At 63.9% G+C, this 23101-nt stretch carries 25 protein-coding genes; 15 read left to right on the plus strand and 10 right to left on the minus strand.

Features of this window, described 5'->3' with window-relative positions; genetic code table 11:
* Window positions 1-112: 112 nt before the first annotated feature.
* The 6 genes from QRN22_RS05945 to QRN22_RS05965 all read left to right on the plus strand — a co-directional run bounded on the left by QRN22_RS05945 (window position 113) and on the right by QRN22_RS05965 (window position 4871).
* Window positions 113-1504, plus strand: coding sequence for a D-2-hydroxyglutarate dehydrogenase (locus tag QRN22_RS05945; RefSeq protein ID WP_042553574.1), 1392 nt, complete (start codon window positions 113-115; stop codon window positions 1502-1504).
* A 21-nt stretch (window positions 1505-1525) separates the two neighbouring features.
* Window positions 1526-2191 (plus strand): fumarylacetoacetate hydrolase family protein, encoded by a 666-nt coding sequence (locus QRN22_RS05950; protein ID WP_042553573.1) that lies wholly within the window; start codon window positions 1526-1528, stop codon window positions 2189-2191.
* A 242-nt stretch (window positions 2192-2433) separates the two neighbouring features.
* Window positions 2434-2781 carry a NirD/YgiW/YdeI family stress tolerance protein gene (locus QRN22_RS05955; protein WP_042553572.1) on the plus strand — a complete coding sequence of 116 codons (348 nt, stop codon included), beginning with the start codon at window positions 2434-2436 and terminating at the stop codon, window positions 2779-2781.
* A gap of 30 nt (window positions 2782-2811) precedes the next feature.
* Window positions 2812-2871, plus strand: a complete 60-nt coding sequence (locus QRN22_RS26450; protein WP_350310366.1) for an H-X9-DG-CTERM domain-containing protein — start codon at window positions 2812-2814, stop codon at window positions 2869-2871.
* 10 nt (window positions 2872-2881) lie between these two features.
* Window positions 2882-3802, plus strand: coding sequence for an SdiA-regulated domain-containing protein (locus tag QRN22_RS05960; protein ID WP_042553571.1), 921 nt, complete (start codon window positions 2882-2884; stop codon window positions 3800-3802).
* Window positions 3803-3956: 154 nt separating this feature from the next.
* Window positions 3957-4871, plus strand: coding sequence for an SdiA-regulated domain-containing protein (locus QRN22_RS05965; protein WP_042553570.1), 915 nt, complete (start codon window positions 3957-3959; stop codon window positions 4869-4871).
* A 35-nt stretch (window positions 4872-4906) separates the two neighbouring features.
* On the opposite strand, the gene rpiA is transcribed toward QRN22_RS05965, so the two are convergent.
* On the minus strand, window positions 4907-5578 hold the full coding sequence (gene rpiA / locus QRN22_RS05970; protein ID WP_042553569.1) for a ribose-5-phosphate isomerase RpiA: 672 nt from the start codon (window positions 5576-5578) through the stop codon (window positions 4907-4909).
* Between the two features lie 131 nt (window positions 5579-5709).
* On the opposite strand from rpiA, the gene ilvA reads away from it, so the two are divergent.
* Together ilvA and QRN22_RS05980 are read left to right on the plus strand one after the other, a co-directional pair.
* Window positions 5710-7224, plus strand: a complete 1515-nt coding sequence (ilvA, locus tag QRN22_RS05975) for a threonine ammonia-lyase, biosynthetic (protein ID WP_042553651.1) — start codon at window positions 5710-5712, stop codon at window positions 7222-7224.
* A 127-nt stretch (window positions 7225-7351) separates the two neighbouring features.
* Window positions 7352-7792, plus strand: coding sequence for a DUF2269 family protein (locus QRN22_RS05980; protein WP_042553568.1), 441 nt, complete (start codon window positions 7352-7354; stop codon window positions 7790-7792).
* Here QRN22_RS05980 and QRN22_RS05985 read toward each other — a convergent pair.
* The 4 genes from QRN22_RS05985 to QRN22_RS06000 are packed head-to-tail and all read right to left on the minus strand — an operon-like array spanning window position 7789 to window position 12432.
* Window positions 7789-8262, minus strand: coding sequence for a response regulator (locus QRN22_RS05985; RefSeq protein ID WP_042553567.1), 474 nt, complete (start codon window positions 8260-8262; stop codon window positions 7789-7791). The genes QRN22_RS05980 and QRN22_RS05985 overlap by 4 nt on opposite strands.
* Entirely contained in the window at window positions 8259-10583 is a 2325-nt protein-coding gene (locus tag QRN22_RS05990) for an ATP-binding protein (protein ID WP_042553566.1), read from the minus strand. The genes QRN22_RS05985 and QRN22_RS05990 overlap by 4 nt, the downstream gene beginning before the upstream one ends.
* Window positions 10580-11260 (minus strand): response regulator, encoded by a 681-nt coding sequence (locus tag QRN22_RS05995; RefSeq protein ID WP_042553565.1) that lies wholly within the window; start codon window positions 11258-11260, stop codon window positions 10580-10582. The genes QRN22_RS05990 and QRN22_RS05995 overlap by 4 nt, the downstream gene beginning before the upstream one ends.
* Entirely contained in the window at window positions 11257-12432 is a 1176-nt protein-coding gene (locus QRN22_RS06000) for a sensor histidine kinase (RefSeq protein ID WP_042553564.1), read from the minus strand. Before QRN22_RS06000 ends, QRN22_RS05995 begins: the two co-directional genes overlap by 4 nt.
* A gap of 175 nt (window positions 12433-12607) precedes the next feature.
* Between QRN22_RS06000 and QRN22_RS06005 the strand changes: the two genes are divergently transcribed.
* Window positions 12608-13132 carry an SgcJ/EcaC family oxidoreductase gene (locus QRN22_RS06005; protein WP_042553563.1) on the plus strand — a complete coding sequence of 175 codons (525 nt, stop codon included), beginning with the start codon at window positions 12608-12610 and terminating at the stop codon, window positions 13130-13132.
* A 69-nt stretch (window positions 13133-13201) separates the two neighbouring features.
* Here the strand turns inward: QRN22_RS06005 and QRN22_RS06010 are convergent, their stop codons facing one another.
* On the minus strand, window positions 13202-13855 hold the full coding sequence (locus QRN22_RS06010; protein WP_042553562.1) for a histidinol-phosphatase: 654 nt from the start codon (window positions 13853-13855) through the stop codon (window positions 13202-13204).
* A 176-nt stretch (window positions 13856-14031) separates the two neighbouring features.
* Between QRN22_RS06010 and QRN22_RS06015 the strand changes: the two genes are divergently transcribed.
* Window positions 14032-14511, plus strand: coding sequence for an RNA pyrophosphohydrolase (locus tag QRN22_RS06015; RefSeq protein WP_042553561.1), 480 nt, complete (start codon window positions 14032-14034; stop codon window positions 14509-14511).
* 12 nt (window positions 14512-14523) lie between these two features.
* Window positions 14524-16803: a phosphoenolpyruvate--protein phosphotransferase gene (ptsP, locus tag QRN22_RS06020; protein ID WP_042553560.1), complete on the plus strand. Its 2280-nt coding sequence runs from the start codon at window positions 14524-14526 to the stop codon at window positions 16801-16803.
* Between the two features lie 150 nt (window positions 16804-16953).
* On the opposite strand, the gene QRN22_RS06025 is transcribed toward ptsP, so the two are convergent.
* Both QRN22_RS06025 and QRN22_RS06030 read right to left on the minus strand, forming a co-directional pair.
* Window positions 16954-17709 carry an NRDE family protein gene (locus QRN22_RS06025; RefSeq protein ID WP_042553559.1) on the minus strand — a complete coding sequence of 252 codons (756 nt, stop codon included), beginning with the start codon at window positions 17707-17709 and terminating at the stop codon, window positions 16954-16956.
* Complete coding sequence (locus QRN22_RS06030) at window positions 17700-18077, minus strand: hypothetical protein (RefSeq protein WP_052493785.1); 378 nt, start codon at window positions 18075-18077, stop codon at window positions 17700-17702. Before QRN22_RS06030 ends, QRN22_RS06025 begins: the two co-directional genes overlap by 10 nt.
* Before the next feature lie 120 nt (window positions 18078-18197).
* Here QRN22_RS06030 and QRN22_RS06035 point away from each other — a divergent pair, with 120 nt between their 5' ends.
* The 3 genes from QRN22_RS06035 to QRN22_RS06045 are packed head-to-tail and all read left to right on the plus strand — an operon-like array spanning window position 18198 to window position 20581.
* Window positions 18198-18980, plus strand: coding sequence for a sulfite exporter TauE/SafE family protein (locus tag QRN22_RS06035; RefSeq protein WP_042553558.1), 783 nt, complete (start codon window positions 18198-18200; stop codon window positions 18978-18980).
* 9 nt (window positions 18981-18989) lie between these two features.
* On the plus strand, window positions 18990-19790 hold the full coding sequence (lgt, locus tag QRN22_RS06040; protein WP_042553557.1) for a prolipoprotein diacylglyceryl transferase: 801 nt from the start codon (window positions 18990-18992) through the stop codon (window positions 19788-19790).
* Window positions 19787-20581, plus strand: a complete 795-nt coding sequence (locus QRN22_RS06045; RefSeq protein ID WP_042553556.1) for a thymidylate synthase — start codon at window positions 19787-19789, stop codon at window positions 20579-20581. Before lgt ends, QRN22_RS06045 begins: the two co-directional genes overlap by 4 nt.
* Window positions 20582-20812: 231 nt before the next feature.
* On the opposite strand, the gene QRN22_RS06050 is transcribed toward QRN22_RS06045, so the two are convergent.
* Together QRN22_RS06050 and QRN22_RS06055 are read right to left on the minus strand one after the other, a co-directional pair.
* Window positions 20813-21142, minus strand: coding sequence for a hypothetical protein (locus QRN22_RS06050; protein ID WP_231570146.1), 330 nt, complete (start codon window positions 21140-21142; stop codon window positions 20813-20815).
* On the minus strand, window positions 21139-22062 hold the full coding sequence (locus tag QRN22_RS06055) for a LysR family transcriptional regulator (RefSeq protein ID WP_042553555.1): 924 nt from the start codon (window positions 22060-22062) through the stop codon (window positions 21139-21141). The genes QRN22_RS06050 and QRN22_RS06055 overlap by 4 nt, the downstream gene beginning before the upstream one ends.
* A 91-nt stretch (window positions 22063-22153) precedes the next feature.
* Here QRN22_RS06055 and QRN22_RS06060 point away from each other — a divergent pair, with 91 nt between their 5' ends.
* Window positions 22154-23035 (plus strand): DMT family transporter, encoded by an 882-nt coding sequence (locus QRN22_RS06060; protein WP_042553554.1) that lies wholly within the window; start codon window positions 22154-22156, stop codon window positions 23033-23035.
* Window positions 23036-23101 lie beyond the last annotated feature (66 nt).

The raw sequence follows: 23101 nt of genomic DNA on the forward strand, positions 1-23101 counted from the left end.
TCGCGGCAAAGCATGATTTGCGGGGGGCATATGCTAGCATGGCTTCCCTTTTCCTTGCTCGGTTGCGACCTGAACGGTTCTCAGGGCGACCATGAATGTTTCGAGAGTTGAAATGACCGATCACCTGCCGATTGAAGAACTCAAAACCCTGGTCGAGCCCGGTAAGGTGCTGACCGACGCCGCCTCCCTGGAAACCTATGGCAAGGACTGGACCAAGCACTACGCGCCAGCCCCCAGTGCCATCGTCTTCCCCAAGACCATCGAGCAGGTGCAGGCCATCGTGCGTTGGGCCAATGCCCACAAGATCGCCCTGGTGCCTTCGGGTGGCCGTACTGGCCTGTCGGCAGCGGCGGTCGCGGCCAATGGCGAAGTGGTGGTGTCGTTCGACTACATGAATCAGATCCTCGACTTCAACGAGTCCAACCGCACCGTGGTCTGCCAGCCGGGTGTGGTCACCGGCGCGCTGCAGCAGTTCGCCGAGGACAAGGGCCTTTATTACCCGGTGGATTTCGCCTCTGCCGGCTCCAGCCAGATTGGCGGCAACATCGGCACCAATGCCGGTGGCATCAAGGTGATTCGCTACGGGCTGACCCGCAACTGGGTGGCTGGCCTGAAAGTGGTCACCGGTACCGGTGAGCTGCTCGAGCTGAACAAGGACCTGATCAAGAACGCCACCGGCTATGACCTGCGTCAGCTGTTCATTGGCGCCGAAGGCACCCTGGGCTTCGTGGTCGAGGCGACCATGCGTCTGGATCGTGCGCCGCGCAACCTTACCGCCATGGTGCTCGGCACGCCTGATTTCGACTCGATCATGCCGGTGCTGCACGCCTTCCACGGCAAGCTCGACCTCACCGCCTTCGAGTTCTTCTCCGACAAGTGCCTGGACAAGATCCTCGGCCGTGGCGACATTCCGGCACCGTTCGAGAGCCGCACGCCGTTCTACGCCCTGCTGGAATTCGAAGCCGTCAACGAAGACGTGGCCAATGCCGCGCTGGCGACCTTCGAGCATTGTGTCGAACAGGGCTGGGTGCTCGATGGCGTGATGAGCCAGAGCGAGCAGCAACTGCAGAACCTGTGGAAGCTGCGCGAGTACATCTCCGAGACCATCAGCCACTGGACGCCTTACAAGAACGACATCTCGGTGACGGTCAGCCAGGTGCCGGCGTTTCTCGCCGATATCGACACCATCGTTTCCGGCAGCTACCCCGATTTCGAAGTGCTCTGGTACGGCCACATCGGCGACGGCAACCTGCACCTGAACATCCTCAAGCCCGACGCGCTGAGTAAGGAAGACTTCTTCGCCAAGTGCGCGACCGTCAACAAGTGGGTGTTCGAGACCGTCGAGAAGTACAACGGCTCGATCTCCGCCGAGCACGGCGTGGGCATGACCAAGCGTGATTACCTGGAATACAGCCGCTCGCCGGCAGAAATCGCTTACATGCGAGCGGTCAAGGCGGTCTTCGACCCCAACGGCATCATGAACCCAGGCAAGATCTTCAACTGATCCCCGGACCAAGGAGCGACCATGAGCTACCAGCACCAGTATATCGATGGCACCCGTATCCACTTCCCGCTGGGCAAGGTGGTGTGCGTAGGCCGCAATTACGCCGAGCATGCCAAGGAACTCAACAACCCGCTGCCGACCGAGCCGATGCTGTTCATCAAGCCCGGCAGCTGCGTGGTGCCGCTCGAAGGTGGCTTCAGCATTCCGGAAGACCGCGGCTCGGTGCACTACGAAGTGGAAATCGCCGTCCTGATCGGCAAGCCGCTGTCGCGCAAGCCGAGCGAAGAGGAAGTGCTCGACGCCATCTCCGGTTTCGCTCCTGCTTTGGACCTGACCCTGCGCGACGTGCAGAACAAGCTCAAGGACAAGGGGCATCCCTGGGAGCCGGCCAAGGCATTCGACGGTGCCTGTGTACTGGCGCCGTTCGTGCCGGGTGACGCGGTCGAGGACCTGGCTGCCATCGGCATCCGTCTGACCATCAACGGCGAAGTGCGTCAGGACGGCATCAGCGGCGACATGATCTTCGCGATCGTTCCGGTGATTCAGGAAATGGCCGGCCACTTCAACCTGCAGCCCGGCGACGTGATCCTCACCGGTACCCCCGCAGGCGTGGGCCCGCTGCACAAGGGTGATGAGCTGGTGCTCGACCTGGTCGGCCACTCCAGCTTCGCCAGCCGGGTCATCTGACACGGCGATCGCTGCAAGGCTGTAGCGGCCGTTCGCTGCTCCACTGTGGGAGCGCGCCATGCGCGCGAAAAATCGCGGGCTTGGCCCGCTCCCACAGATACTGCACCGATGACCACTCTCGCCTCGCAACCATCCCGAATCCACGTCTATTCCAATTAAGCTTCGCTTAAGCCGGCTTTAAGCCTGGCTTCAGCTGGGCGACTTAACCTGACCCCGTCATCTACAGATAGAGGGTCATCCCCATGAAAGCTCCCGTACTCGCACTGCTGCTCGCTCCGCTGTTCTCCACCGCTGCCATGGCTGCCGGTTACACAGGCCCAGGCCAGGTCGCTCAGGTCACGACTGTCGAGCAGGCGCTGAAAGCTGGCGACGACACCCCGGTGGTACTGCAGGGCCAGATCGTCAAGCGTCTGCAGGACGAACTCTATGAGTTCAAGGACGCCACCGGCACCATCCACGTTGAAATCGACGACGAAGACTGGCCGCCGCAAGCCATTTCCGAGAAGGCCACCGTCAAACTGACCGGTGAAGTCGACAAGGATCTGACCAGCCGTGAAATCGACGTCGATATCGTCGAACTGGTGAAATAAGGCGCGCGCTGTTAGCGTCCCACCACTGCACTGAATGGCCGCCTCTCGGAGCATCCGGGGGGCGGCGTTGTCGTTTTTGCTGATGGATAAGTGAATCGCCATGCGCCGTCTGATTTCGATCAAAGGTTTATCCCTGCTGTTGATGCTCGTTCTGCTGGTTGCGCTGGGTATCGCGAGCCAGCAATTTCGCCTGTTCGAGCGGGCCTGGTTCAATGTCAGTCAGCCAGCCGAGGCGCCCTCGCATTCGCTGTGGTTGAGCGACTACAAGGTGGTGATAGAGGCGCAGCGTATCGAAGGACTGGAGGACGACGTCTCGGCGTTGACCTACGATCCGGATCGCCAGAGCCTGTTCACGGTGACCAACCAGCATCCCAAACTGATCGAGCTGTCCCTGGACGGCAAGGTACTGCGGCAGATCGAACTGGTCGGCTTCGGTGATCCCGAAGCGGTGGAATACGTGGCGCCCGGGCGTTTCGTGATCGCCGACGAGCGCACCCAGCGGTTGGTCAAGATCCGCGTCGACGACGACACCACCTCCATCGATGCCGCCGATGGTCAGCAGATGTCCCTGGGCCTGGAGATGGGCAGCAAGAACAAGGGCTTCGAGGGTCTGGCCTACGACCTGGCTGGCAAACGCCTGTTCGTGGCCAAGGAGCGCGACCCGATGCGCATCTACGAGGTGCATGGCTTCCCCAACCTCGACCCGGACACGCCTGATCCTGTGCAGATTCGCGATGACCGCAAGCGCGATGCGGGCATCTTCGTGCGAGACCTCTCCAGCCTGCATTACGACAGCCTCACCGGCCATCTGCTGGCGCTGTCGGATGAGTCACGACTGGTCGTCGAACTGGACGAGGCCGGCAAGCCGATCAGCAGCCTGTCATTGCTGCAGGGCCAGCAGGGCCTCAAGAAGTCGGTGCCGCAGGCGGAGGGCATCACCATGGATGATCATGGCGTGCTCTACCTGACCAGCGAGCCCAATCTCTTCTATGTCTTCAGCAAGGGCGGCAAGACCGACTGAGCCTGCGGCACCGCCCTGGTGGCGACAGCCCTGCCTGCCTCACCGCGCTGGTGAAGTGAGGCGAGGGCTGGTAGTTTCGCCCGTCACTATGGCCGCCCCCGGGATTCTCTCGGGGATAGCACCGTTTTCCTCGCCGATGGACAAGTGAACCGATATGCGTCGTCTGTTTTCCCTCAAGGCATTGCTGGTGCTGTTCGTACTCATCGTGGCCTCGTTGCTGGCTGTCTGGGGGCAGGAGTTCCGGGTCTTCGAACGGGCCTGGTTCAACGTGCAGCAGCCGGATGAGGCTCCAGCGGATGCGCTATGGCTCGATGGTTATCGGGTAACCCGTGAAGCGCAGGTGATCGAGGGCCTGGACGATGACGTTTCGGCATTGACCTACGATCCACTGCGCAAGAGCCTGTTCACCGTCACCAACCAGAACTCCCGGCTGATCGAGCTTTCCCTGGAAGGCAAGGTGCTGCGCGAGATCGAACTGGTCGGTTTCGGCGATCCGGAGGCCGTGGAGTATGTCGCGCCGGGAGTCTTCGTGGTCGCCGACGAACGCCCCCAGCGTCTGGTGGAGGTGCGCATCGATGACACCACTACCCGTGTCGACGCTGCCAGTGGCCAGCAGCTTTCCCTGGGCCTGGAGATGGAGGCCAAGAACAAAGGCTTCGAAGGCCTGGCCTACGACCTGGCCGGCAAGCGCCTGTTCGTCGCCAAGGAGCGTGACCCGCTGCGCATCTACGAGGTGCATGGTTTTCCGCATCTCGACCCGAACAGCCCGTCGGCAATCCGCATCATCGATGACCGTGAGCGTGACGAGGGGCTTTTCGTGCGCGATCTGTCCAGCCTGCAATACGTCGCCGGTAGCGGGCACCTGCTGGCGCTCTCCGATGACTCGCGCTTGCTGGTGGAGCTCGATACCAAGGGCGAAGCGGTCAGCAGCCTGTCGCTGATCGGCGGTCAGCAGGGGCTGAAGGCGTCCGTTCCTCAGGCCGAAGGCATCGCCATGGACGAGCAGGGCGTGATCTACATGATCAGCGAGCCCAATCTCTTCTACACCTTCAGCAAAAAGGCCGAGTGACTGCTCACCCGGCCTTTCGGTGTTGCCCGCGTTACTCAGCGCTGCAGCGACTTCACCCCTTCGGCGGTGCCGAGCAGCAGCAGGTCGGCCGGGCGCGCGGCGAACAGGCCGTTGGTGACCACGCCGACGATGGCGTTGATGTCCGCTTCCAGTTTCACCGGGTCGGTGATGCTCATGTTGTGCACATCGAGGATCACATTACCGTTGTCGGTCAGCACGCCTTCGCGGTAGACCGGGTCGCCGCCCAGCTTGACCAGCTCACGGGCCACGTGGCTGCGGGCCATGGGAATCACCTCCACCGGCAGCGGGAAGGCGCCGAGCACCGGCACCAGCTTGCTGCCGTCGGCGATGCAGATGAAGGTGCGGGCCACGGCGGCGACGATCTTCTCGCGGGTCAGGGCCGCGCCGCCGCCCTTGATCAGGTTCAGGCGCTCGTCACTCTCGTCGGCGCCGTCGACGTAGAACTCCAGATCGCTGACGCTGTTCAGTTCGTACACCGGGATGCCGTGGCCCTTGAGGCGTGCGGCAGTGGCTTCGGAGCTGGCTACGGCACCGTCGAAGTCCAGTTTGTGCTTGGCCAGGGCGTCGATGAAGCAGTTGGCCGTGGAGCCGGTGCCGACCCCAACGACGCTCTTGGCGTCGAGCTTGGGAAGGATGAAGTCGACGGCGGCCTGAGCCACGGCTTGTTTGAGCTGATCCTGGGTCATGCGGGTTCCACGAGAGAGAAGGAAACGAGGCGCTGATTATAGCCGGCAAAACCCCGGAATTCGTATGGTCGCTCGGCAGATGGCTGGGTTAGACTCCGGGGTTCCTCATGAAACCGCCTGCGATGCCTGCCATGCTCGAACAGTACGTCAAGAAGACCCTGACCTCCCGTGTCTATGACGTTGCCGTGGAAACCCCGCTGCAACCCGCTCGCCAACTCTCCGAACGCCTGGGCAATCAGATTCTGCTCAAGCGCGAGGATCTGCAGCCGGTTTACTCGTTCAAGATTCGTGGCGCCTACAACAAGCTGGCGCAACTCACCCCGCAAGAGCTGGCTCGTGGCGTGGTTACCGCCTCGGCCGGCAACCACGCCCAGGGCCTGGCACTGGCCGCCAAGCACATGGGCGTGAAGGCGACCATCGTCATGCCGCGTACCACGCCCGAGCTCAAGGTGCAGGGCGTTCGCTCCCGTGGCGGCAAGGTGGTGCTGCACGGCGACGCCTTTCCCGAAGCCCTGGCGCATTCGCTGAAGCTGGTCGAGGAAAAGGGCCTGGTGTACGTGCACCCCTACGACGATCCCCATGTGATCGCTGGCCAGGGCACCGTGGCGATGGAGATACTCCGTCAGCATCAGGGCCCGCTGCATGCGATCTTCGTTCCGGTCGGCGGTGGTGGTCTGATCGCCGGCATCGCCGCCTACGTCAAATACCTGCGTCCGGAGACCAAGGTGATCGGCGTCGAGCCGGACGACTCCAACTGTCTGCAGCAGGCCTTGGCTGCAGGCGAGCGCGTGGTGCTGCCGCAAGTCGGGCTGTTCGCCGACGGCGTGGCGGTGGCGCAGATCGGTCAGCACACCTTCGATATCTGCAAGCTGTGCGTCGATGAAGTGATCACCGTCAGTACCGACGAGATCTGCGCAGCGATCAAGGACATCTACGACGACACCCGCTCGATCACCGAGCCCGCGGGCGCGCTGGCCGTGGCCGGAATCAAGAAGTACGTCGAGCGCGAAAACGTCAGCGGCCAGGTGCTGGTGGGCATCGATTCCGGCGCCAACGTCAACTTCGACCGCCTGCGCCATGTGGCGGAACGTGCCGAACTGGGTGAAAAACGCGAAGCGATCATCGCCGTGACCATTCCCGAGAAGCCGGGCAGCTTCAAGGCCTTCTGCGAAGCGATCGGCAAACGGCAGATCACCGAATTCAACTACCGCTACCACCAGGATGGCGAGGCGCACATCTTCGTCGGCGTGCAGACCCACCCGGAGAACGACCCCCGTGCGGCGCTGGTCGAGAACCTGCGTGGCCAGGGCTTCCCGGTACTCGACCTGACCGACAACGAGCTGGCCAAACTGCACATCCGCCATACCGTCGGCGGGCATGCCGCTGCCGTGCCGGACGAGTGCGTGTTTCGTTTCGAGTTTCCGGAGCGGCCGGGTGCGCTGTTCAACTTCCTCAACAAGTTGGGCGGGCGCTGGAACATCACGCTGTTCCACTACCGCAACCACGGCGCCGCCGATGGCCGTGTGCTGGCTGCCCTGCAAGTGCCGGAAGACGAGCGCCATCTGCTCGCGCCGGCGCTGGATGCGATCGGTTATCCGTACTGGGACGAGACCGACAATCCGGCTTACAAGCTGTTTCTCGGTTAGTCGATTCGCGCAGACGATTTTCCCGGGCATCGCGCTGCTCCGCCCAGGCTACGGACGTTTCTACCCTTAGCCTGGCGCTGAGCGCTGCGTTACCAGGGTACCTATTAGAAAATCAAAGGAAACCGTGATGGAACATTACCTGCTGCTGCGCATCCTCCACAGCGTGCCTGGCATCTTGCTGCTGCTCGGCGTGCTGGCCCATGCCTTCATGCTCTGGAAGGCGTGGCGCAATGGCGACAGTGCCGTGCTGCAACGCAAGCTGCAGCGCACCCGTACCATCAGCCTGCCGGTGTTCGCCCTGCTGGCGTTGAGCCTGCCGGTGACCGGATGGTGGATGGTCAACCTGGCCGGTTGGCCGCTGAGCCAGACCTGGCTGCTGCTGGGTAGCATTCTCTTCGCGGCGCTGATGATCGTCGGCCTGCTGTTGCTCGGTCGTCTCGGTGCCTGGCAGGCTCAGGCCGGCGGCACGGTGCCGGCCAGGTCGCTGCGTTTCGTGATGGCCTATGCCGCGCTGATCGTCGTGCTGCTGGTGGTGATAATGGCGGTGATGGGCGCCAAACCCGTCTAACGTCTGCCCTGTCGCTGCGCCACCAGCGGTTGCAGCAGTGCGGCCAGTTGCGGCTCGCTCAGGGTCGCACGCAGTGCTTTGTAGAGGGCCCGGGTTTCCAGCAGGTTCCAGACCCGCAGCATGGTTTCCAGGGCGTCGAGCGGCTTGCTGATGAAGTCCCGTGCACCCAGCGCCAGGGCGCGCAGGCGCGTGGCGCGGGTCACGTCGGCGGTCAGTACCAGCAAGGGCACGTAATCGTTCTGCGGGATGCGCCGGTTGAGCTGCTCCATCAGGGCGAAACCGTCGAAATCCGGCATGTGCAGATCGAGGATCACCAGATCCGGCTCGAAGCTGTTGTACAGCTCCAGTGCCCGCATCGGCTGGGTGCTGCTGAGCACGTTGTGCAGACCTTCGCGGGCCAGCAGCTGCTCCATCAGATCCAGGTTGGGACGCTGATCGTCGATGATCAGGATGCGGTAGTCGTCGCTCATGCGGGCTCCGGCAGGTGCTGGTCGAGAAAGGCCAGAAAGGTCGGTACGTGGATGGGTTTGGTGAGGATCGCCGTTGCTCCCGCCTGCTGCATGGCGCGCCGCGAAGCAGTGCTGGCGTCGGCGGTGATCATCAGTACGGCGATACCCGCCGTGGCCGGGTCGGCACGCAGGCGCTTCAGTACATCGATGCCGGTCATGTCCGGCAGGTTGATATCCAGCAGGATCACCCGGGGCAAATGCTGGCGCGCCAGATCCAGACCAAGCTGGCCCTGCATGCTCGACAACAGTTGTACGCCTTGGCGACGCTGCAGCAGGGTTTCGATCAGGGCCTGGCTGGACAGGTTGTCCTCGATGCACAGCACGCGGGTCAGGTTGCCGCTTTCCAGCGTACCGGCAGGGGCCGGGGAGGGTGGGTGGCGCCAGGGGTCGTCAGCGCCAGCCAGGGTTTCGACTTGCGCCGTGGGCAGTGTCAGCACGAAGCGGCTGCCGGTGCCCACCACGCTGATCACCTCCAGCGTGCCGTCCATTGCCTGCAGCAGGTTGCGACTCAGGGCCAGGCCCAGGCCGGTGCCTTCGCTGTGTTGGTCGGCGCCCAGGCGTTCGAAGGGGCGGAACAGTCGCTCCAGATCGTCCGCTGCGATGCCCGCTCCGCTGTCATTGACGGCCAGGGCCAGGCGCTCGCCCTGCAATTCGATATCCAGATGTACTTCGCCACCCGGGCGGTTGTACTTCACGGCGTTGGACAGCAGGTTGAGCAGCACCTGGATCAGCCGCTGCCGGTCGGCCATCACGCCTGCCGGCGAGGTGCTCGGCGGCAATGGCCGCAGACGGATGCCGGCCTCGTCGGCCAGCGGCGAGATCAGCGTCATCGCTTCCTGCACAACGCCATGCAGGTCGATGGCTTCCGGGCTCATGGGCAGCCGGCCGGCTTCGATACGGGCGATGTCGAGCACTTCGTTGATCAGCGTGAGCAGGTGCTGGCCCGCCCGCAGGATGTGCGTGACCTGTGGCCTCGGCGATTCCAGATCGAGCAGTTGAGCGAAGCCCAGAATGGAGTTGAGCGGCGTGCGCAGCTCATGGCTCATGCGCGAGAGAAATTCGCTCTTCGCCTGGCTGGCGTTCTCGGCTTCCTCACGGGCGTCGCGCAGGGCGATATCGGCGGCGCGACGGTCGGTGATGTCGCGGGTGACCTTGGAAAAACCGCGCAGGGTGCCGCTGGCGTCGTGCTGGGCGGTGATCACCACGCTGGCCCAGAAGCGCGAGCCGTCACGCCGCTGACGCCAGGCCTCTTCCTCGTAGCGGCCTTTTTCGGCGGCCACCTGCAGTGCCCGCAGCGGATGGTGGGGGCGCTGCTCGTTCGGATAGAACAGCGAGAAATGGCGGCCGATGATTTCCGTTTCGCTGTAGCCCTTGATTCGTTCGGCGCCCGCGTTCCAGGTGGTGACGTGCCCCTGCGGGTCGAGGGCGAAGATGCCGTAGTCGCGTACGCCTTCGATGATCAGGCGCATGCGCTCTTCGTTCTCACGCAGGGCGCGCTCGCGCTGGGCCAGCAACTGGCTGGCCTCCTCAAGGCTGGCGCCGAGGCGGCCGATCTCGTCACGTTCGTGGTGACGGGTTTTCAACGGCATGCCAAGTGCCAGGTGGCGAGCACTGCGCTGCACACGCTGAACGCGGGTGACGATGCCGCTGGACAGCAACAGCACCGCGATGATCGCACCGAACAGGCCGCAGCCTGCCGCCAGCAGCGTGGCCAGGAGCATGCGCTGGCGATTGTCCGCGGCATTCGCTGTGCGGTCGGCGAGCAGGGCGTCCTCACGCACGCGCATTGCGTCGATCTCCTGGCGCAGGGTGTCGAGCATGCGTTTGTTCTCGACCAGGATGGCGATGATCTGCTCGCTGTCCTGACGCATGTCGACGTTGCGTAGCACATCCAGGCCCTGCAGCTTGGTGCTGATCAGCGGCCTGATGCGCTCCAGGCGCTGGCGTACCTCGGTGTCGCGGATAGTGGCGTCGAGGCGGGCCAGGGCTGCTTCGATGCGTGGTTCGGTCTGCAGGTAGGTGGGCAGAAAGTTCTCGCGGCGGGTCAGCAGGTAGCCCCGCACGCTGGCGGCACCCTCGGCCAGCAGGGTCTGCACGGCCTGGATATCGCCCTGCACCTGCAGTACTCGGCGCACGTCCTCCTCGGCCTCGGCGGTCTGCCGCTCGGTGATGTAGATCAGCACCAGCGACAGCAGCAGGATCACCAGCGGCAGGGAGATGCCGACCAGCGCCTTGCCGCGCAGGGGCAGGTCAGCCCAGGAACGATCGATGCGGCGCATCATGGCGACGAACCGAACCAGTCCGCCGCTGGCTGGGCCACCAGACCCAGGGCGATGCCACGCACGGCCGCCTGGGTGCGGTCGGCCACGCCGAGCTTGGCGATCACCCGCTCGACGTGGGTTTTCACGGTGCCGGCGGCAATCCCCAGTTTCTCGCCGATCTCGCGATTGCTGAAGCCACCGGCGACCAGGCCGAGCACCTGCCGCTCGCGGCTGGTCAAGGCGTCGGAAGGCGGGGTGCCAGCATTACTGCGGTCGGCGATGCGCCGCAGCAGGCGCGCGCTGACCGCGCTGTTGAGCGCTTCCTCACCCGCCGCGACCCGGCGCAGGCTGGCGATCACCTCGTCGCGCGTGGCGTCCTTGAGCAGGTAGCCGACGGCGCCCGCGGCGATGGCTGCCTCGAGGTGATCGGGGCTGTCGTACATGGTGAACATCACCACTTTCAGGCGTGGCAGGCGTTGCTGCAGCAGGCGTGCGGCACCCAGCCCGTTGAGCCCGGGCATACGGATGTCGAGAATGGCGATGTCCGGCTGCAGGCGCTCGCACAGTTGCAGCGCGCTATCACCGTCGGCCGCCTGGCCGACCACCTCGAATTCGTCGCAGCTCGCCAGCATGGCGACGAAGCCCGCACGGGTCACTTCATGGTCATCGGCCAGCACCAGACGCAAGGGCGTGGTCATTGCGGGCTCCCTCCAAGGCTGGGGACCCGAGCCAGCAACCGGGTACCGCGTCCCGGCTCGCTGCTGCAATGCAGATGGCCACTCAGTAGGCTGGCCCGTTCGTGCATGGCGGCCAGGCCGAGGCCGCCGCTGCCTGATACCGATCTGTCAGGTGCCGTGTCGAAGCCGCGGCCATCGTCCTCGACCCGCAGCTCGGCGCTTTGTTCGGCGCTGCTCAGGCCGATGCGCACGCTGCAGGGGCCGGCATGCTTGAGGATGTTGTTGATACCTTCCTGGGCGATACGAAACAGGGTGATTTCCACGTTGGCGGGCAGCCGCGCGTCACTGCGTTGCAGCCATTGCACCCGGTAACCGGCTTCGCGCAGACGATCGGCCTCCTTGTCGAGGGCCTGCAGCAGGCCGAAGTCATCGAGCAGTTGCGGGCGCAGCCCGGCGATGGCCTGGCGGCCTTCGCGCACGCAGCGCTGGGCCAGGTCGAGGATGGTGCTCAGTTCCTGCTGCTGGGCGTCGGGCAGCGTCGGGCATTGGCTGGCGAAGCCCTGCAAGCGCTGATGCAGGCCGGCGAGGGTCTGGGCCAGGCCGTCGTGCAGGTCATAGGCGACGCGTCTGCGCTCGTCTTCCTGTGCGCTGAGCAGCCGATGGACCAGCTCCGACATGGTGCGCTCGCGAGCCAGCAGGTCGCCGTGCAGGCGCTGGTTGTCCAGGTGCGCGGCGAGCAGCGTGGCGAGCAGTTGCAGTGACTCGAGGTCTTCGTCATCCGGCGGGTTGATCTTCACCGCGCTGGCCAGCAGGACGCAGCCGAACGGGCTGCCCTGAGCGGTCGACAAGGGCAGTCGGATGACCAGTTGCAGCCCGCTCTTGTCGATGGCCAGGCATTGCGCCAGTGGTGAGTCGTTTTCGGCCAGTGCCAGCAGTGCCACGCGTTGTTCGCTGGAGTGGGCGCCATGGCTGGCGAGCACCTGGTTTTCACCATTCAGCTCGCGGACCACCAGACCGCTGTCCATGGCGCAGAAGGCGCAGGCGCGTTGCAGCACGCGCTCGCCCATTTCGCCCGGTGCCAGTGCACCGAGCTCACGTCCGGTATCGACCAGCAGGCTCAGGCGCGCGGCGCGGCTTTCCCATTGCCGGTACTGGCTGCGTAGGGCCAGGGCACTGCCGTTGTCATTGTGCATGGGTGTCTCTCCAGCGGGGCAGCGCCGATCGGTGGCGCAATCATCCCATTAAATCGACTTCAGGCGGTGGTCGCCCATCCGCCGAACGGCATAGGCCGTCGGCGCCAACCGGCCGATGGCGGCGTCGCGCGGGCCGGGCAAAGTACAGGCATCAACCAACGAGACAGGAAAGACCATGAAAGTGCATGCAATCGCCGCCGCTCTGTTGCTTACCGCCAGCTCCTCGCTGTTCGCCGCTGCCGAGCAGAAGCCGTACACCTACAGCAGTATTGCCGAGGCGCCTGCCAACGCCGCCGACCGTGAAGTGGCTGCTCTTTTCGACCAGTGGAACAACGCGCTGCAGACCGGTGATTCGTCCAAGGTGGTCGCGCTGTACAGCAAGGACGCCGTGCTGCAGCCAACCGTTTCCAACCACGTGCGGGCAACGTCTGCGGAAATCACCGACTACTTCGACCACTTCCTGGCGCTCAAGCCGGTCGGCCAGATCAATTACCGGGAAATTCGCCGCCTGGGCCCGACCACTGCCCTGGACAGCGGTGTATATACCTTCCGCCTGACCGATGCCAAAGGCAAGAAGCAGGATGTGCAGGCGCGTTATACCTTCCTCTATACCCTCGTCGACGGGCAGTGGAAGATCCTCAACCATCACTCTTCGGCGATGCCGGAAAAAGTGCCGAGCGAAGTCGCCAAGCAGCTTTGAAGGTGGTTACCGACTCACAAAAAACCGGCGCCTGGAGCGCCGGTTTTTTCATTGCATGCCAAATGCTTTCTAGCGCAGCGACAGCACCGGCCAGCCACGCTTCTGCGCTTCGGCCAGCAGCTTCGGATCCGGGTCGACGGCCACCGGGCGGCTGACGCACTCCAGCAACGGCAGGTCGTTCATCGAGTCGCTGTAGAAGCTGGCGCCCTCCAGGCTGAAGCCGTTTTCCTGCATCCAGCGATTGAGGCGGGTGACCTTGCCCTCCTTGAAGCACGGCACATCGGTGGTGCGCCCGGTGTAGCGGCCGTCGACCATCTCGCACTCGGTCGCCAGCAGCGTGTCGACGCCCAGGCGGGCGGCGATCGGCGCGGTGACGAAGCGGTTGGTGGCGGTGATGATCACCAGCTTGTCGCCGGCCGCACGGTGCTCGTCGAGCAGCGCCAGGCCCTTGGGCAGAATGATCGGCTCGATGCATTCGGCCATGAACTGCTCATGCCACGCCTGCAACTGGGCCATGTCGGTACGGCCGAAGATATCCAGGGTGAAGTTCAGGTAATCGGTGATGTTCAGGCGCCCGGCCAGGTAATCCTGGTAGAAGGCATCGTTGCGGGCCTTGTAGGTCGCGCCGTCGAGAATGCCGCGCTCGCACAACCAGTCGCCCCAGGCGTGGTCGCTGTCGCCGCCGAGCAGCGTGTTGTCGAGATCGAATAAAGCCAAACGCACGGAGCCACCTCTTTATACGGAGCCATGGAAGGCGCCAGAATAGCGGCTTTGCCTGGCTGGGGAAAACCTGATCGGGTGTTGCGGCCGGCCTATGGCGAAGTCCCGCGCGGGCGCGTTGCCGCTGTCCCGAGCTTTGTGGAACAATGCCGGGACATGCGTTTACGAGGTTGTGCGCCGTGATCGATCCTGATGGTTTTCGCCCCAACGTCGGCATCATTCTCACCAATGATGTTGGCCAGGTGCTCTGGGCGCGTCGAATTAACCAGGATGCCTGGCAGTTCCCGCAAGGCGGCATCAATGACCGCGAGTCGCCGGAAGAGGCGTTGTACCGCGAATTGAACGAAGAAGTCGGTCTCGAACAGCAGGATGTGAAAATTCTCGCCTGTACCCGGGGCTGGTTGAGGTATCGTCTGCCGCAGCGCCTGGTGCGCACCCACAGCCAGCCGCTGTGTATTGGCCAGAAGCAGAAGTGGTTCCTGTTGCGCCTGACCGCCGATGAGCAGCGGGTGCGCATGGATCTGACCGGCAAGCCTGAGTTCGATGGCTGGCGCTGGGTCAGTTACTGGTATCCGTTGGGGCAGGTGGTTACATTCAAGCGCGAAGTTTACCGTCGCGCGCTCAAGGAACTCGCACCGCGCCTGCTGGCACGGGACTAGGCAGGGTCAGGCATGCTCAACACGCTGCGCAAGATCGTCCAGGAAGTCAACGCCGCCAAGGATCTCAAAGCGGCGCTGGGCATCATCGTGCAGCGCGTCAAGGAAACCATGGGCACCCAGGTGTGCTCGGTTTACCTGCTCGACCCGGAGAGCAACCGTTTCGTGCTGATGGCCACCGATGGCCTCAACAAACGCTCGATCGGCAAGGTCAGCATGGCGCCCAACGAAGGCCTGGTCGGCCTGGTCGGTACCCGTGAAGAGCCGCTGAACCTCGAAAACGCGTCCGAACACCCTCGCTACCGCTACTTCGCCGAGACCGGTGAAGAGCGCTATGCCTCTTTCCTCGGCTCACCGATCATCCACCACCGTCGCGTGATGGGCGTGCTGGTCGTGCAGCAGAAGGAGCGCCGCCAGTTCGACGAGGGTGAAGAAGCCTTCCTGGTGACCATGAGCGCGCAGCTCGCCGGGGTCATCGCCCACGCCGAGGCGACCGGCTCGATCCGCGGCCTCGGCAAGCAGGGCAAGGGCATTCAGGAAGCCAAGTTCATCGGCGTACCGGGCTCGCCCGGCGCTGCCGTGGGTACCGCCGTGGTGGTCCTGCCGCCGGCCGATCTGGAAGTGGTACCCGACAGGGCCGTCACCGATATCGATGCCGAGCTGAAACTCTTCAACGATGCGCTGGAGGGCGTACGCGGCGACATGCGCAGCCTCTCGGAGCGCATGGCCACTCAGCTGCGCCCGGAAGAGCGTGCGCTGTTCGACGTCTACCTGATGATGCTCGAAGACGCCGCGCTCGGTAACGAAGTGGTCAAGATCATCAAGACCGGCCAGTGGGCCCAGGGCGCCCTGCGTCATGTGGTCAGCGAGCACATCAACCGCTTCGAATTGATGGACGACGCCTATCTGCGCGAGCGTGCATCGGACGTGCGAGACCTTGGCCGCCGTCTGCTCGCCTATCTGCAACAGGCGCGGCAGCAGACCCTGGTCTACCCGGACAACTGCATCCTGGTTGCCGAAGAGCTGTCGCCCGCGATGCTCGGCGAAGTGCCGGAAGGCAAGCTGGTCGGCCTGGTGTCGGTACAGGGGTCGGGCAACTCCCATGTGGCGATCTTCGCCCGCGCCATGGGCATTCCCACGGTCATGGGCGCGGTCGAGCTGCCGTACTCGAAGATCGACGGCATTCAGTTGATCGTCGATGGTTACCACGGCGAGGTGTTCACCAACCCCAGCGAGATCCTGCGCAAGCAGTATGCCGATGTGGTCGAGGAGGATCGCCAGCTCACCAAGGGCCTCGACGCCCTGCGTGCGCTGCCCTGCGAGACCCTGGACGGTCATCACATGCCGCTGTGGGTCAACACCGGCCTGCTCGCCGATGTGGTGCGGGCTCAGGAGCGTGGCGCCGAAGGCGTTGGCCTGTACCGCACCGAAGTGCCGTTCATGATCAAGGATCGCTTCCCCAGCGAGAAGGAACAGCTGGCGATCTACCGTGAGCAACTGGCCGCTTTCCATCCGCTGCCCGTGACCATGCGCACCCTGGATGTCGGCGGCGACAAGGCGCTGAGCTATTTCCCTATCAAGGAAGACAACCCCTTCCTCGGCTGGCGCGGTATCCGCGTGACCCTCGACCACCCGGAAATCTTCCTGGTGCAGGTGCGCGCCATGCTCAAGGCCAGTGAAGGCCTGGACAACCTGCGCATCCTGCTGCCGATGATTTCCGGCATCCAGGAGCTGGAAGAATCGCTGCATTTGATTCACCGCGCCTGGGGCGAGGTACGTGACGAAGGCACCGATGTGCCGCTGCCACCGATCGGCGTGATGATCGAGATTCCCGCTGCCGTCTACCAGACCCGCGACCTGGCACGCCAGGTTGACTTCCTGTCGGTCGGCTCCAACGACCTCACTCAGTACCTGCTGGCCGTGGACCGCAACAACCCGCGCGTCGCCGACCTCTACGATTTCCTTCACCCGGCGGTTCTGCAGGCGTTGACCAAGGTGGTCGAAGACGCCCATGCCGAAGGCAAGCCGGTGAGCATCTGCGGTGAAATGGCCGGTGACCCGACCTCTGCCGTATTGCTGATGGCCATGGGCTTCGACAGCCTGTCGATGAACGCCACCAACCTGCCCAAGGTGAAATGGCTGTTGCGCCAGATCAGCATGGCCAAGGCCAAGGACCTGCTCGGCCAGGTGATGCGCATCGACAACCCGCAGGTCATCCACAGCACCCTGCAACTGGCCCTGCGCAACCTCGGCCTGGGCCGGATGATCAACCCGGCGTCGGATATCCAGGCTTAACGCTCCTGGCAGGGCATAGCGGACCTTCGAGTTCCCCCAAGATCGTTCCTCAGGCTCCGCGTGGGAATGCCGCTGTGACGCTGCGCGTCCGGTGTTGAATGCCAACATCCAGCGATAGGGTAGGTTGGGCGGCGCTGCGCCTCAGCCCACCTATTGGTTTCCTGTCTCGACCCTCACTTCACCGATCGCTACCCCTCCAGCCCCGAAACTGCGTTCGATCAGTTGCCGTGTTCCGTCTGCATGGCTGAACAGCAGGGTGCTGGCACGGGTGCCATAGTTGGCGCTGGCGATGAAGACGCTGGCGAGCAGCCGTTCCGTATCGAGGCCCACGCCTGTGTCCGGCAGTGCCGCGTCTGCAGGCTTCGCGGTATTGGCCAAAAGAGCGAACAGCGTTTCCTCATCGGCTCTCTCGAGGGCACTGGTAAGTGCAGCCTTGGCGCGTTGCAGCTTTGGCCATGGTGTATCCAGGTCGGCATTGGAAATGCCGTGAATGCCTGGCTGTAGCACCTCGATCCGCCCGCTCTGCGAGTTGTAGTGGCAGAGCTGCTGACGGTCGCCGACCAGCAGGTTGAAGCCGCTGTAGTCAGCCGCCTCGCTGTGCAGTCTGCCTAGAAAGGCTTCTGGCCCTAGGTCTCCCTGCAGAAAACGCAGCGGCAGCTCGCCTCGCGAGCGTGAGCCCTGAGGCGCGCGCGGGTCACGAATGTTGGTGAGGGCCGCGAAGCGCCCGCCAGGGCCGATACCCAGCCAGGTACCGCCGGCTTGCAGGTCACGCCCGGCTATCAGCCCCGGCATCTGCGGCCACTCGGCCAGTGCAGCGGTAGGGCGGGCGTAGAACTCATCGCGATTGGCGGCGACCAGCAGGGGCAGGCGATGACCGGGGCGCCAGGCGAGAACGATCAGGCACATGGTCGTTCCAGCTTGGCGCGCACACCTGCCGCGTCAAGGACTTCGCCGATATGCACCACGACCTTTTTGGCGCCACAGCCTTTGCCCAGTTCGAGCAGTAGGCGTTCTTCTACCTGAGAAAGGCCACCTTCCAGCCGCTCAAGGGGATGAATGACCATGCGCGGCGGCAGGCTCAGGCGCATGAAGCGCTTACGGATCACTGACTGAGCTGCCTCACTGATCAGTCTGTCAGCGATGCTGAATTCGGCAACCAGCAAACGTACGCTGCTGAACGGTGGATCGGCATGCAGCTCCCGTTCGGTGCCGCTTTCCAGATGCGTGATCCGCAGGTGGTTACAGGCGATACGCAGATACAGAGTGTTGAACACAGCGGCTTCTCGTCCATTGAAAGGCTCACTGTACGCAACACGCGTAGTCGCTTCCATCGCCTAAAGTAGAGTGCGTGACCAGCTTCCGTTACCATGCCGCATCGCTTTACAGAGCACACCATGATCTTCTTACTGTACATACTGCTCGGCGCCGCGGCAGGCCTGCTTGCCGGGCTGTTCGGTGTCGGTGGCGGCATGGTCATCGTGCCCGTGCTGATCTTCACCTTCACCGCCCAGGGCTTCGACGCATCCGTGCTGACCCATATGGCAGTAGGCACCTCGCTGGCCACCATCCTGTTCACCTCGATCAATGCCGTGCGTGAGCACCACAGCCGTGGTGCGGTGCGCTGGGGACTGTTCGTCTGGTTGACCGTCGGTATCGTCTTGGGCTCTGCGCTCGGCGCGTTGACCGCCGACTCCATCGACGGTCAGGTCTTGCAGAAGATCATCGGCGTGTTCGCCCTGTGCGTGGCTCTGCAACTGGCGCTGGATCTCAAACCCAAGGCCAGCCGTGACGTGCCGGGCAAGACCGGGCTTGGCGTTGCCGGTGGCGTGATTGGCTGGGCTTCGGCGATCATCGGCATCGGTGGTGGTTCGCTGACCGTGCCGTTCCTGACCTGGCGCGGCGTCTCCGTGCAGCAGGCGGTGGCGACGTCTTCGGCATGCGGCTGGCCCATCGCGGCTGCCGGTGCCCTGAGTTATCTGTGGCTGGGGTGGGGCGATGCGCGTCTGCCTCACTGGAGCCTGGGCTACGTTTACCTGCCGGCGCTGCTGGGCATCGCCCTGACCAGTGTGTTCTTCGCGAGGACCGGCGCGCGCCTGGCCCATCGCTTGTCGCCGCGGGTGCTCAAGCGCCTGTTCGCTTTGCTGCTGTTCATCGTCGGCCTGAATTTTCTGTTGTGAGGAATCCTGATGCTGCCCTACCCGAATATTGATCCGGTCGCTCTCGACCTGGGTTTCCTGCAGATTCACTGGTACGGCCTGATGTACCTGGTCGGCATCGGCGGTGCCTGGTTCCTCGCCTCGCGGCGCCTGAACGCTTTCGACCCGACCTGGAGCAAGGAGAAACTTTCCGACCTGGTGTTCTGGGTGGCAATGGGCGTGATCCTCGGTGGTCGCCTTGGCTACGTGCTGTTCTACGATCTGTCGGCCTATATCGCCAACCCGCTGCTGATCCTCGAAGTGTGGAAGGGCGGGATGTCGTTCCACGGCGGCCTGATCGGCGTGATGCTGGCCACCCTGTGGTTCGCCAGGCGCAACGGCAAGAGCTTCTTCGAGCTGATGGACTTCATCGCGCCGCTGGTGCCGATCGGCCTGGGTGCCGGGCGTATCGGTAACTTCATCAACGGCGAGCTGTGGGGCAAGGTCACCGACGTACCCTGGGCCATGGTCTTCCCCACTGGCGGGCCCGAGCCGCGTCATCCGTCGCAGCTGTACCAGTTCGCGCTGGAAGGCGTGGCGCTGTTCGTGATCCTCTGGTTCTACTCGCGCAAACCACGGCCGACCATGGCGGTCTCCGGCTTGTTCGCGGTGTGCTACGGCATCTTCCGTTTCATCGTCGAACTCGTCCGTGTGCCGGACGCTCAGCTCGGTTATCTGGCATGGGGCTGGCTGACCATGGGCCAGGTGCTGTGCATTCCGATGATCCTCGCCGGCCTGGGCGTGATGGCCTATGCCTACAAACGACAGGCTGCCCAGGAGGTCGCACGATGAAACAGTACCTCGACCTGATGCGCCATGTGCGCGAGAACGGCACCTTCAAGGAAGACCGCACGGGCACCGGCACCTACAGCGTGTTCGCCCACCAGATGCGTTTCGACCTGGCCGATGGCTTTCCTCTGGTGACCACCAAGAAATGCCACCTCAAGTCGATCATTCACGAGCTGCTGTGGTTCCTGCAGGGCGACACTAACATCAAGTACCTGAAGGACAACGGCGTACGTATCTGGGACGAGTGGGCCGACGAGAACGGCGACCTCGGACCGGTCTACGGCTACCAGTGGCGCAACTGGCCGGCGCCGAACGGCGAGTCGGTCGACCAGATCAGCAAGCTGATCGAGATGATCAGGAAGAACCCGGATTCGCGCCGCCTGATCGTCTCCGCCTGGAACCCTGCGCTGGTCGAGCAGATGGCCCTGCCGCCGTGCCACGCGCTGTTCCAGTTCTACGTCGCCGACGGCAAGCTCAGCTGCCAGCTGTATCAGCGCTCGGCCGACATCTTCCTCGGCGTGCCCTTCAACATCGCCAGCTATGCACTGCTGACGCTGATGGTGGCCCAGGTGTGCGGCCTGCAGCCAGGCGAGTTCATCTGGACGGGTGGCGACTGCCACCTGTACGCCAACCACCTGGAGCAGACCGACCTGCAACTGACCCGCGAGCCGCTGCCGCTGCCGACCATGAAACTCAACCCTGAGGTGAAGGACCTGTTCGCCTTCCGCTTCGAGGATTTCGAACTGGTCGGTTACGAAGCGCACCCGCACATCAAGGCGCCGGTCGCGGTCTGACCCAGGCTGCCACAAGTAGGGTGGGCCGGGCGGCGATCCGCTTCAGCCCACCAATGCCCGCCCATCCGACGATGCATTCAAGGAGCGCCGGTCTAGAACGATCGCTTCCGGAGCAGCTTGGGATAGGGTGGCTTGGCTGGTCTGCGGTGGGCTGAAGCGGATCGCCGCCCGGCCCACCCTACGGCTAAGTAGCGCGGCGCTGAGCGAAGCGATGCCCGGCAGATGGCTCGCTCACTTGCGTAACGAAAAGCGCTCGGCGATTTCTTCGACGAGCTCGCTCGGGCCGCTGAGTTTCCACTCGAACCAGTTGTCCCACTCCAGCCTCAGCTCATCCAGGCCGCGGCGCAGCCTGTAGCTGTCGTAATCGATACCCTTGTCGAACGCCATTGGGCTGTATTGCGCGACCTGCCTCCAGCCCTCGGCCTTGAGACTTTCCAGAATGCGGTTGCCGACGTCGGTTTCGATATCTTCGAGGGTGACGTGATCGGCCGTGCACACCGGTTGACGCTCCAGGCGCCGCCGCTCCAGCCACTGGCGAAACCGCTCCATCAACCCGGTCATAACGCGGGGCCTTTGCCCAGCCCCTCCGCGAGGTGGTCGATGAGCACCCGCAGCTTGGGCGGCAGGTGGCGGGTCGGGTGGTAGAGAATCCACGCGGTGCCCTGGTAGGAACCGGTGTAGCGCCACTGTGGCAGCACGCGCACCAGCGCGCCGCTGGTCAGTGACGCCGCAGCAGTGAAGTGTGGCAGGCAGGTGATGCCCAGATGCTCGAGCACAGCGTTCAGGCGTACTTCGCTATGGTTGCTGGCGAAGCGGCCGTTCACCGCCACCACGCATTGCTCCGGCCCATTGCTGAAATGCCAGCGGTGGTCGTCCGCCGTTTCGTCCAGATACAGGCAGGCGTGGCGCACCAGTTCGCTGGGGTGCTGGGGCATCCCGTGGCGCTGCAGATAGGTGGGGCTCGCACACAGCAACTGTTGCACATTGCACAGCGGCCGACCGGCCAGGGTGGGTGGCGGCTGGTCGGTGATGCTCACCAGCAGGTCGAATTGATCGCTGATCAAGTCGGGGCTGCGGTCGCTGAGGTTGAGGCTGATATCCACCTCCGGGTAGCGCTGCAGGAAGTCGTTGATCAGCGGCATGACCAGAAAGCGCCCAAAGGCCTTGGGCACGCTCAGGCGGACCCGGCCGCGAGGTTGGCTCATCAGTCGCTCGCCCACATCCAGGGCTGCCTGGGCAGCGTCGAGCATGTCCTTGCAGCGTTCGAATACTTCGCTGCCGGCCTCGCTCAGGCGCAAGCGGCGGGTGGTGCGCTCGAGCAGACGTACGCCGAGGGTCTGCTCGAGATGGGCGATCTGTCGGCTCACCGCCGACGCCGTACTGCCTTGCTGGCGGGCGGCGGCAGAGAAGCTCCCTGCCTCGACCACGCGTACGAAGATGGCCAGATAGGGAAGCAACTGCGGCGTGAGATTCGTGCGCATGGGGAACAGGTCTTGTTCAGAGTTGATGGATTATCACGCTGAAGGACGCAATGGACAATGCGCTTCTCGCCGATGTCCAGGAAACACTCCCATGTCCACGCTGATCAGTCGTTCCCCTTCCCGCCTGTTGCAGGCCAGCGATCTGCTGCTCCTGCTGGTCGCGCTCGTCTGGGGTACCAGCTACGGCGTGGCCAAACAGGCGCTGGTGTTCTATCCCGTGCTCGGTTTTCTCGCCGTGCGTTTCTGCCTGACCTTTCTGATCCTGCTACCGCAATTGCGTGGAGAGGGCCGCCAGGCCTGGGCGCCGGGCATTCCGCTCGGCGGTGTGATGCTGGCCATCTTCCTGTGCGAAACCTATGGCGTGCTGCATACCTCGGCCAGCAACGCGGCGTTCCTGATCAGCCTGTGCGTGGTCATCACCCCTTTCGTCGAATGGCTGATGTTCGACCGCAGGCCTGATTCGCGCCTGCTGCCCGCGGTTGCGCTGTCGCTGTTCGGCACCTGGCTGCTCAGCGGCGGGGTCGACCTGCAATTCAACCTGGGTGATGGCCTGATGCTGGTGGCGGCTCTGCTGCGCGCCGTTCTGGTCTGCCTGACCGGCAAGCTCACAGCCCACACTCAGGTTCCCGCACTGGCGCTGACGGCGGTGCAGACCGGGGTGATCGGTCTCGGCTGTTTGTTACTGGGGGCGATCTTCCTGCCAGGCGGGTTGCCCGCGCTGCCGGTGGAGCCGGCGTTCTGGATCGGCACCTTGTATCTGGTGCTGTTCGCCACGCTGTTCGCGTTCTTCGTGCAGAACTACGCCCTGCGCCGCAGCAGCCCCACACGAGTGTCCCTGTTGATGGGCAGCGAGCCGCTGTTCGGGGCGCTGTTCGCCGTGCTGTGGCTCAGTGAGGACCTGAGTGTGCAGGCCTGGGTCGGTGGCTTGCTGATCGTGGCCGCGACCTTGTGGACGAGCCTGCTCAGGCGCTGACAGTCGTGGTGGAAGGGTGAAGCGCCTTCCACCCTACGGCTAAAGTCGTGCGTGTATGTGGGAGCG

This window comes from Pseudomonas sp. MEJ086 (assembly GCF_030209025.1).
Taxonomy (GTDB): Bacteria; Pseudomonadota; Gammaproteobacteria; order Pseudomonadales; family Pseudomonadaceae; genus Aquipseudomonas; species Aquipseudomonas fulva_A.

What these genes read in the sequence shown, in the direction of transcription:
- lgt (WP_042553557.1), top strand. Translation starts at nt 18,990, where the DNA reads ATGCTGCCCTACCCGAATATTGATCCGGTCGCTCTCGACCTGGGTTTC.
- QRN22_RS06050 (WP_231570146.1), bottom strand. Translation starts at nt 21,142, where the DNA reads ATGACCGGGTTGATGGAGCGGTTTCGCCAGTGGCTGGAGCGGCGGCGC.
- QRN22_RS06000 (WP_042553564.1), bottom strand. Translation starts at nt 12,432, where the DNA reads ATGCACAATGACAACGGCAGTGCCCTGGCCCTACGCAGCCAGTACCGG.
- QRN22_RS06005 (WP_042553563.1), top strand. Translation starts at nt 12,608, where the DNA reads ATGAAAGTGCATGCAATCGCCGCCGCTCTGTTGCTTACCGCCAGCTCC.
- rpiA (WP_042553569.1), bottom strand. Translation starts at nt 5,578, where the DNA reads ATGACCCAGGATCAGCTCAAACAAGCCGTGGCTCAGGCCGCCGTCGAC.
- QRN22_RS05965 (WP_042553570.1), top strand. Translation starts at nt 3,957, where the DNA reads ATGCGTCGTCTGTTTTCCCTCAAGGCATTGCTGGTGCTGTTCGTACTC.
- QRN22_RS06035 (WP_042553558.1), top strand. Translation starts at nt 18,198, where the DNA reads ATGATCTTCTTACTGTACATACTGCTCGGCGCCGCGGCAGGCCTGCTT.
- QRN22_RS06055 (WP_042553555.1), bottom strand. Translation starts at nt 22,062, where the DNA reads ATGCGCACGAATCTCACGCCGCAGTTGCTTCCCTATCTGGCCATCTTC.
- ilvA (WP_042553651.1), top strand. Translation starts at nt 5,710, where the DNA reads ATGCTCGAACAGTACGTCAAGAAGACCCTGACCTCCCGTGTCTATGAC.
- QRN22_RS05985 (WP_042553567.1), bottom strand. Translation starts at nt 8,262, where the DNA reads ATGAGCGACGACTACCGCATCCTGATCATCGACGATCAGCGTCCCAAC.
- QRN22_RS06025 (WP_042553559.1), bottom strand. Translation starts at nt 17,709, where the DNA reads ATGTGCCTGATCGTTCTCGCCTGGCGCCCCGGTCATCGCCTGCCCCTG.
- QRN22_RS05945 (WP_042553574.1), top strand. Translation starts at nt 113, where the DNA reads ATGACCGATCACCTGCCGATTGAAGAACTCAAAACCCTGGTCGAGCCC.
- QRN22_RS06045 (WP_042553556.1), top strand. Translation starts at nt 19,787, where the DNA reads ATGAAACAGTACCTCGACCTGATGCGCCATGTGCGCGAGAACGGCACC.
- QRN22_RS06060 (WP_042553554.1), top strand. Translation starts at nt 22,154, where the DNA reads ATGTCCACGCTGATCAGTCGTTCCCCTTCCCGCCTGTTGCAGGCCAGC.
- QRN22_RS05950 (WP_042553573.1), top strand. Translation starts at nt 1,526, where the DNA reads ATGAGCTACCAGCACCAGTATATCGATGGCACCCGTATCCACTTCCCG.
- QRN22_RS05995 (WP_042553565.1), bottom strand. Translation starts at nt 11,260, where the DNA reads ATGACCACGCCCTTGCGTCTGGTGCTGGCCGATGACCATGAAGTGACC.
- QRN22_RS05960 (WP_042553571.1), top strand. Translation starts at nt 2,882, where the DNA reads ATGCGCCGTCTGATTTCGATCAAAGGTTTATCCCTGCTGTTGATGCTC.
- QRN22_RS05980 (WP_042553568.1), top strand. Translation starts at nt 7,352, where the DNA reads ATGGAACATTACCTGCTGCTGCGCATCCTCCACAGCGTGCCTGGCATC.
- QRN22_RS05955 (WP_042553572.1), top strand. Translation starts at nt 2,434, where the DNA reads ATGAAAGCTCCCGTACTCGCACTGCTGCTCGCTCCGCTGTTCTCCACC.
- QRN22_RS05990 (WP_042553566.1), bottom strand. Translation starts at nt 10,583, where the DNA reads ATGATGCGCCGCATCGATCGTTCCTGGGCTGACCTGCCCCTGCGCGGC.
- ptsP (WP_042553560.1), top strand. Translation starts at nt 14,524, where the DNA reads ATGCTCAACACGCTGCGCAAGATCGTCCAGGAAGTCAACGCCGCCAAG.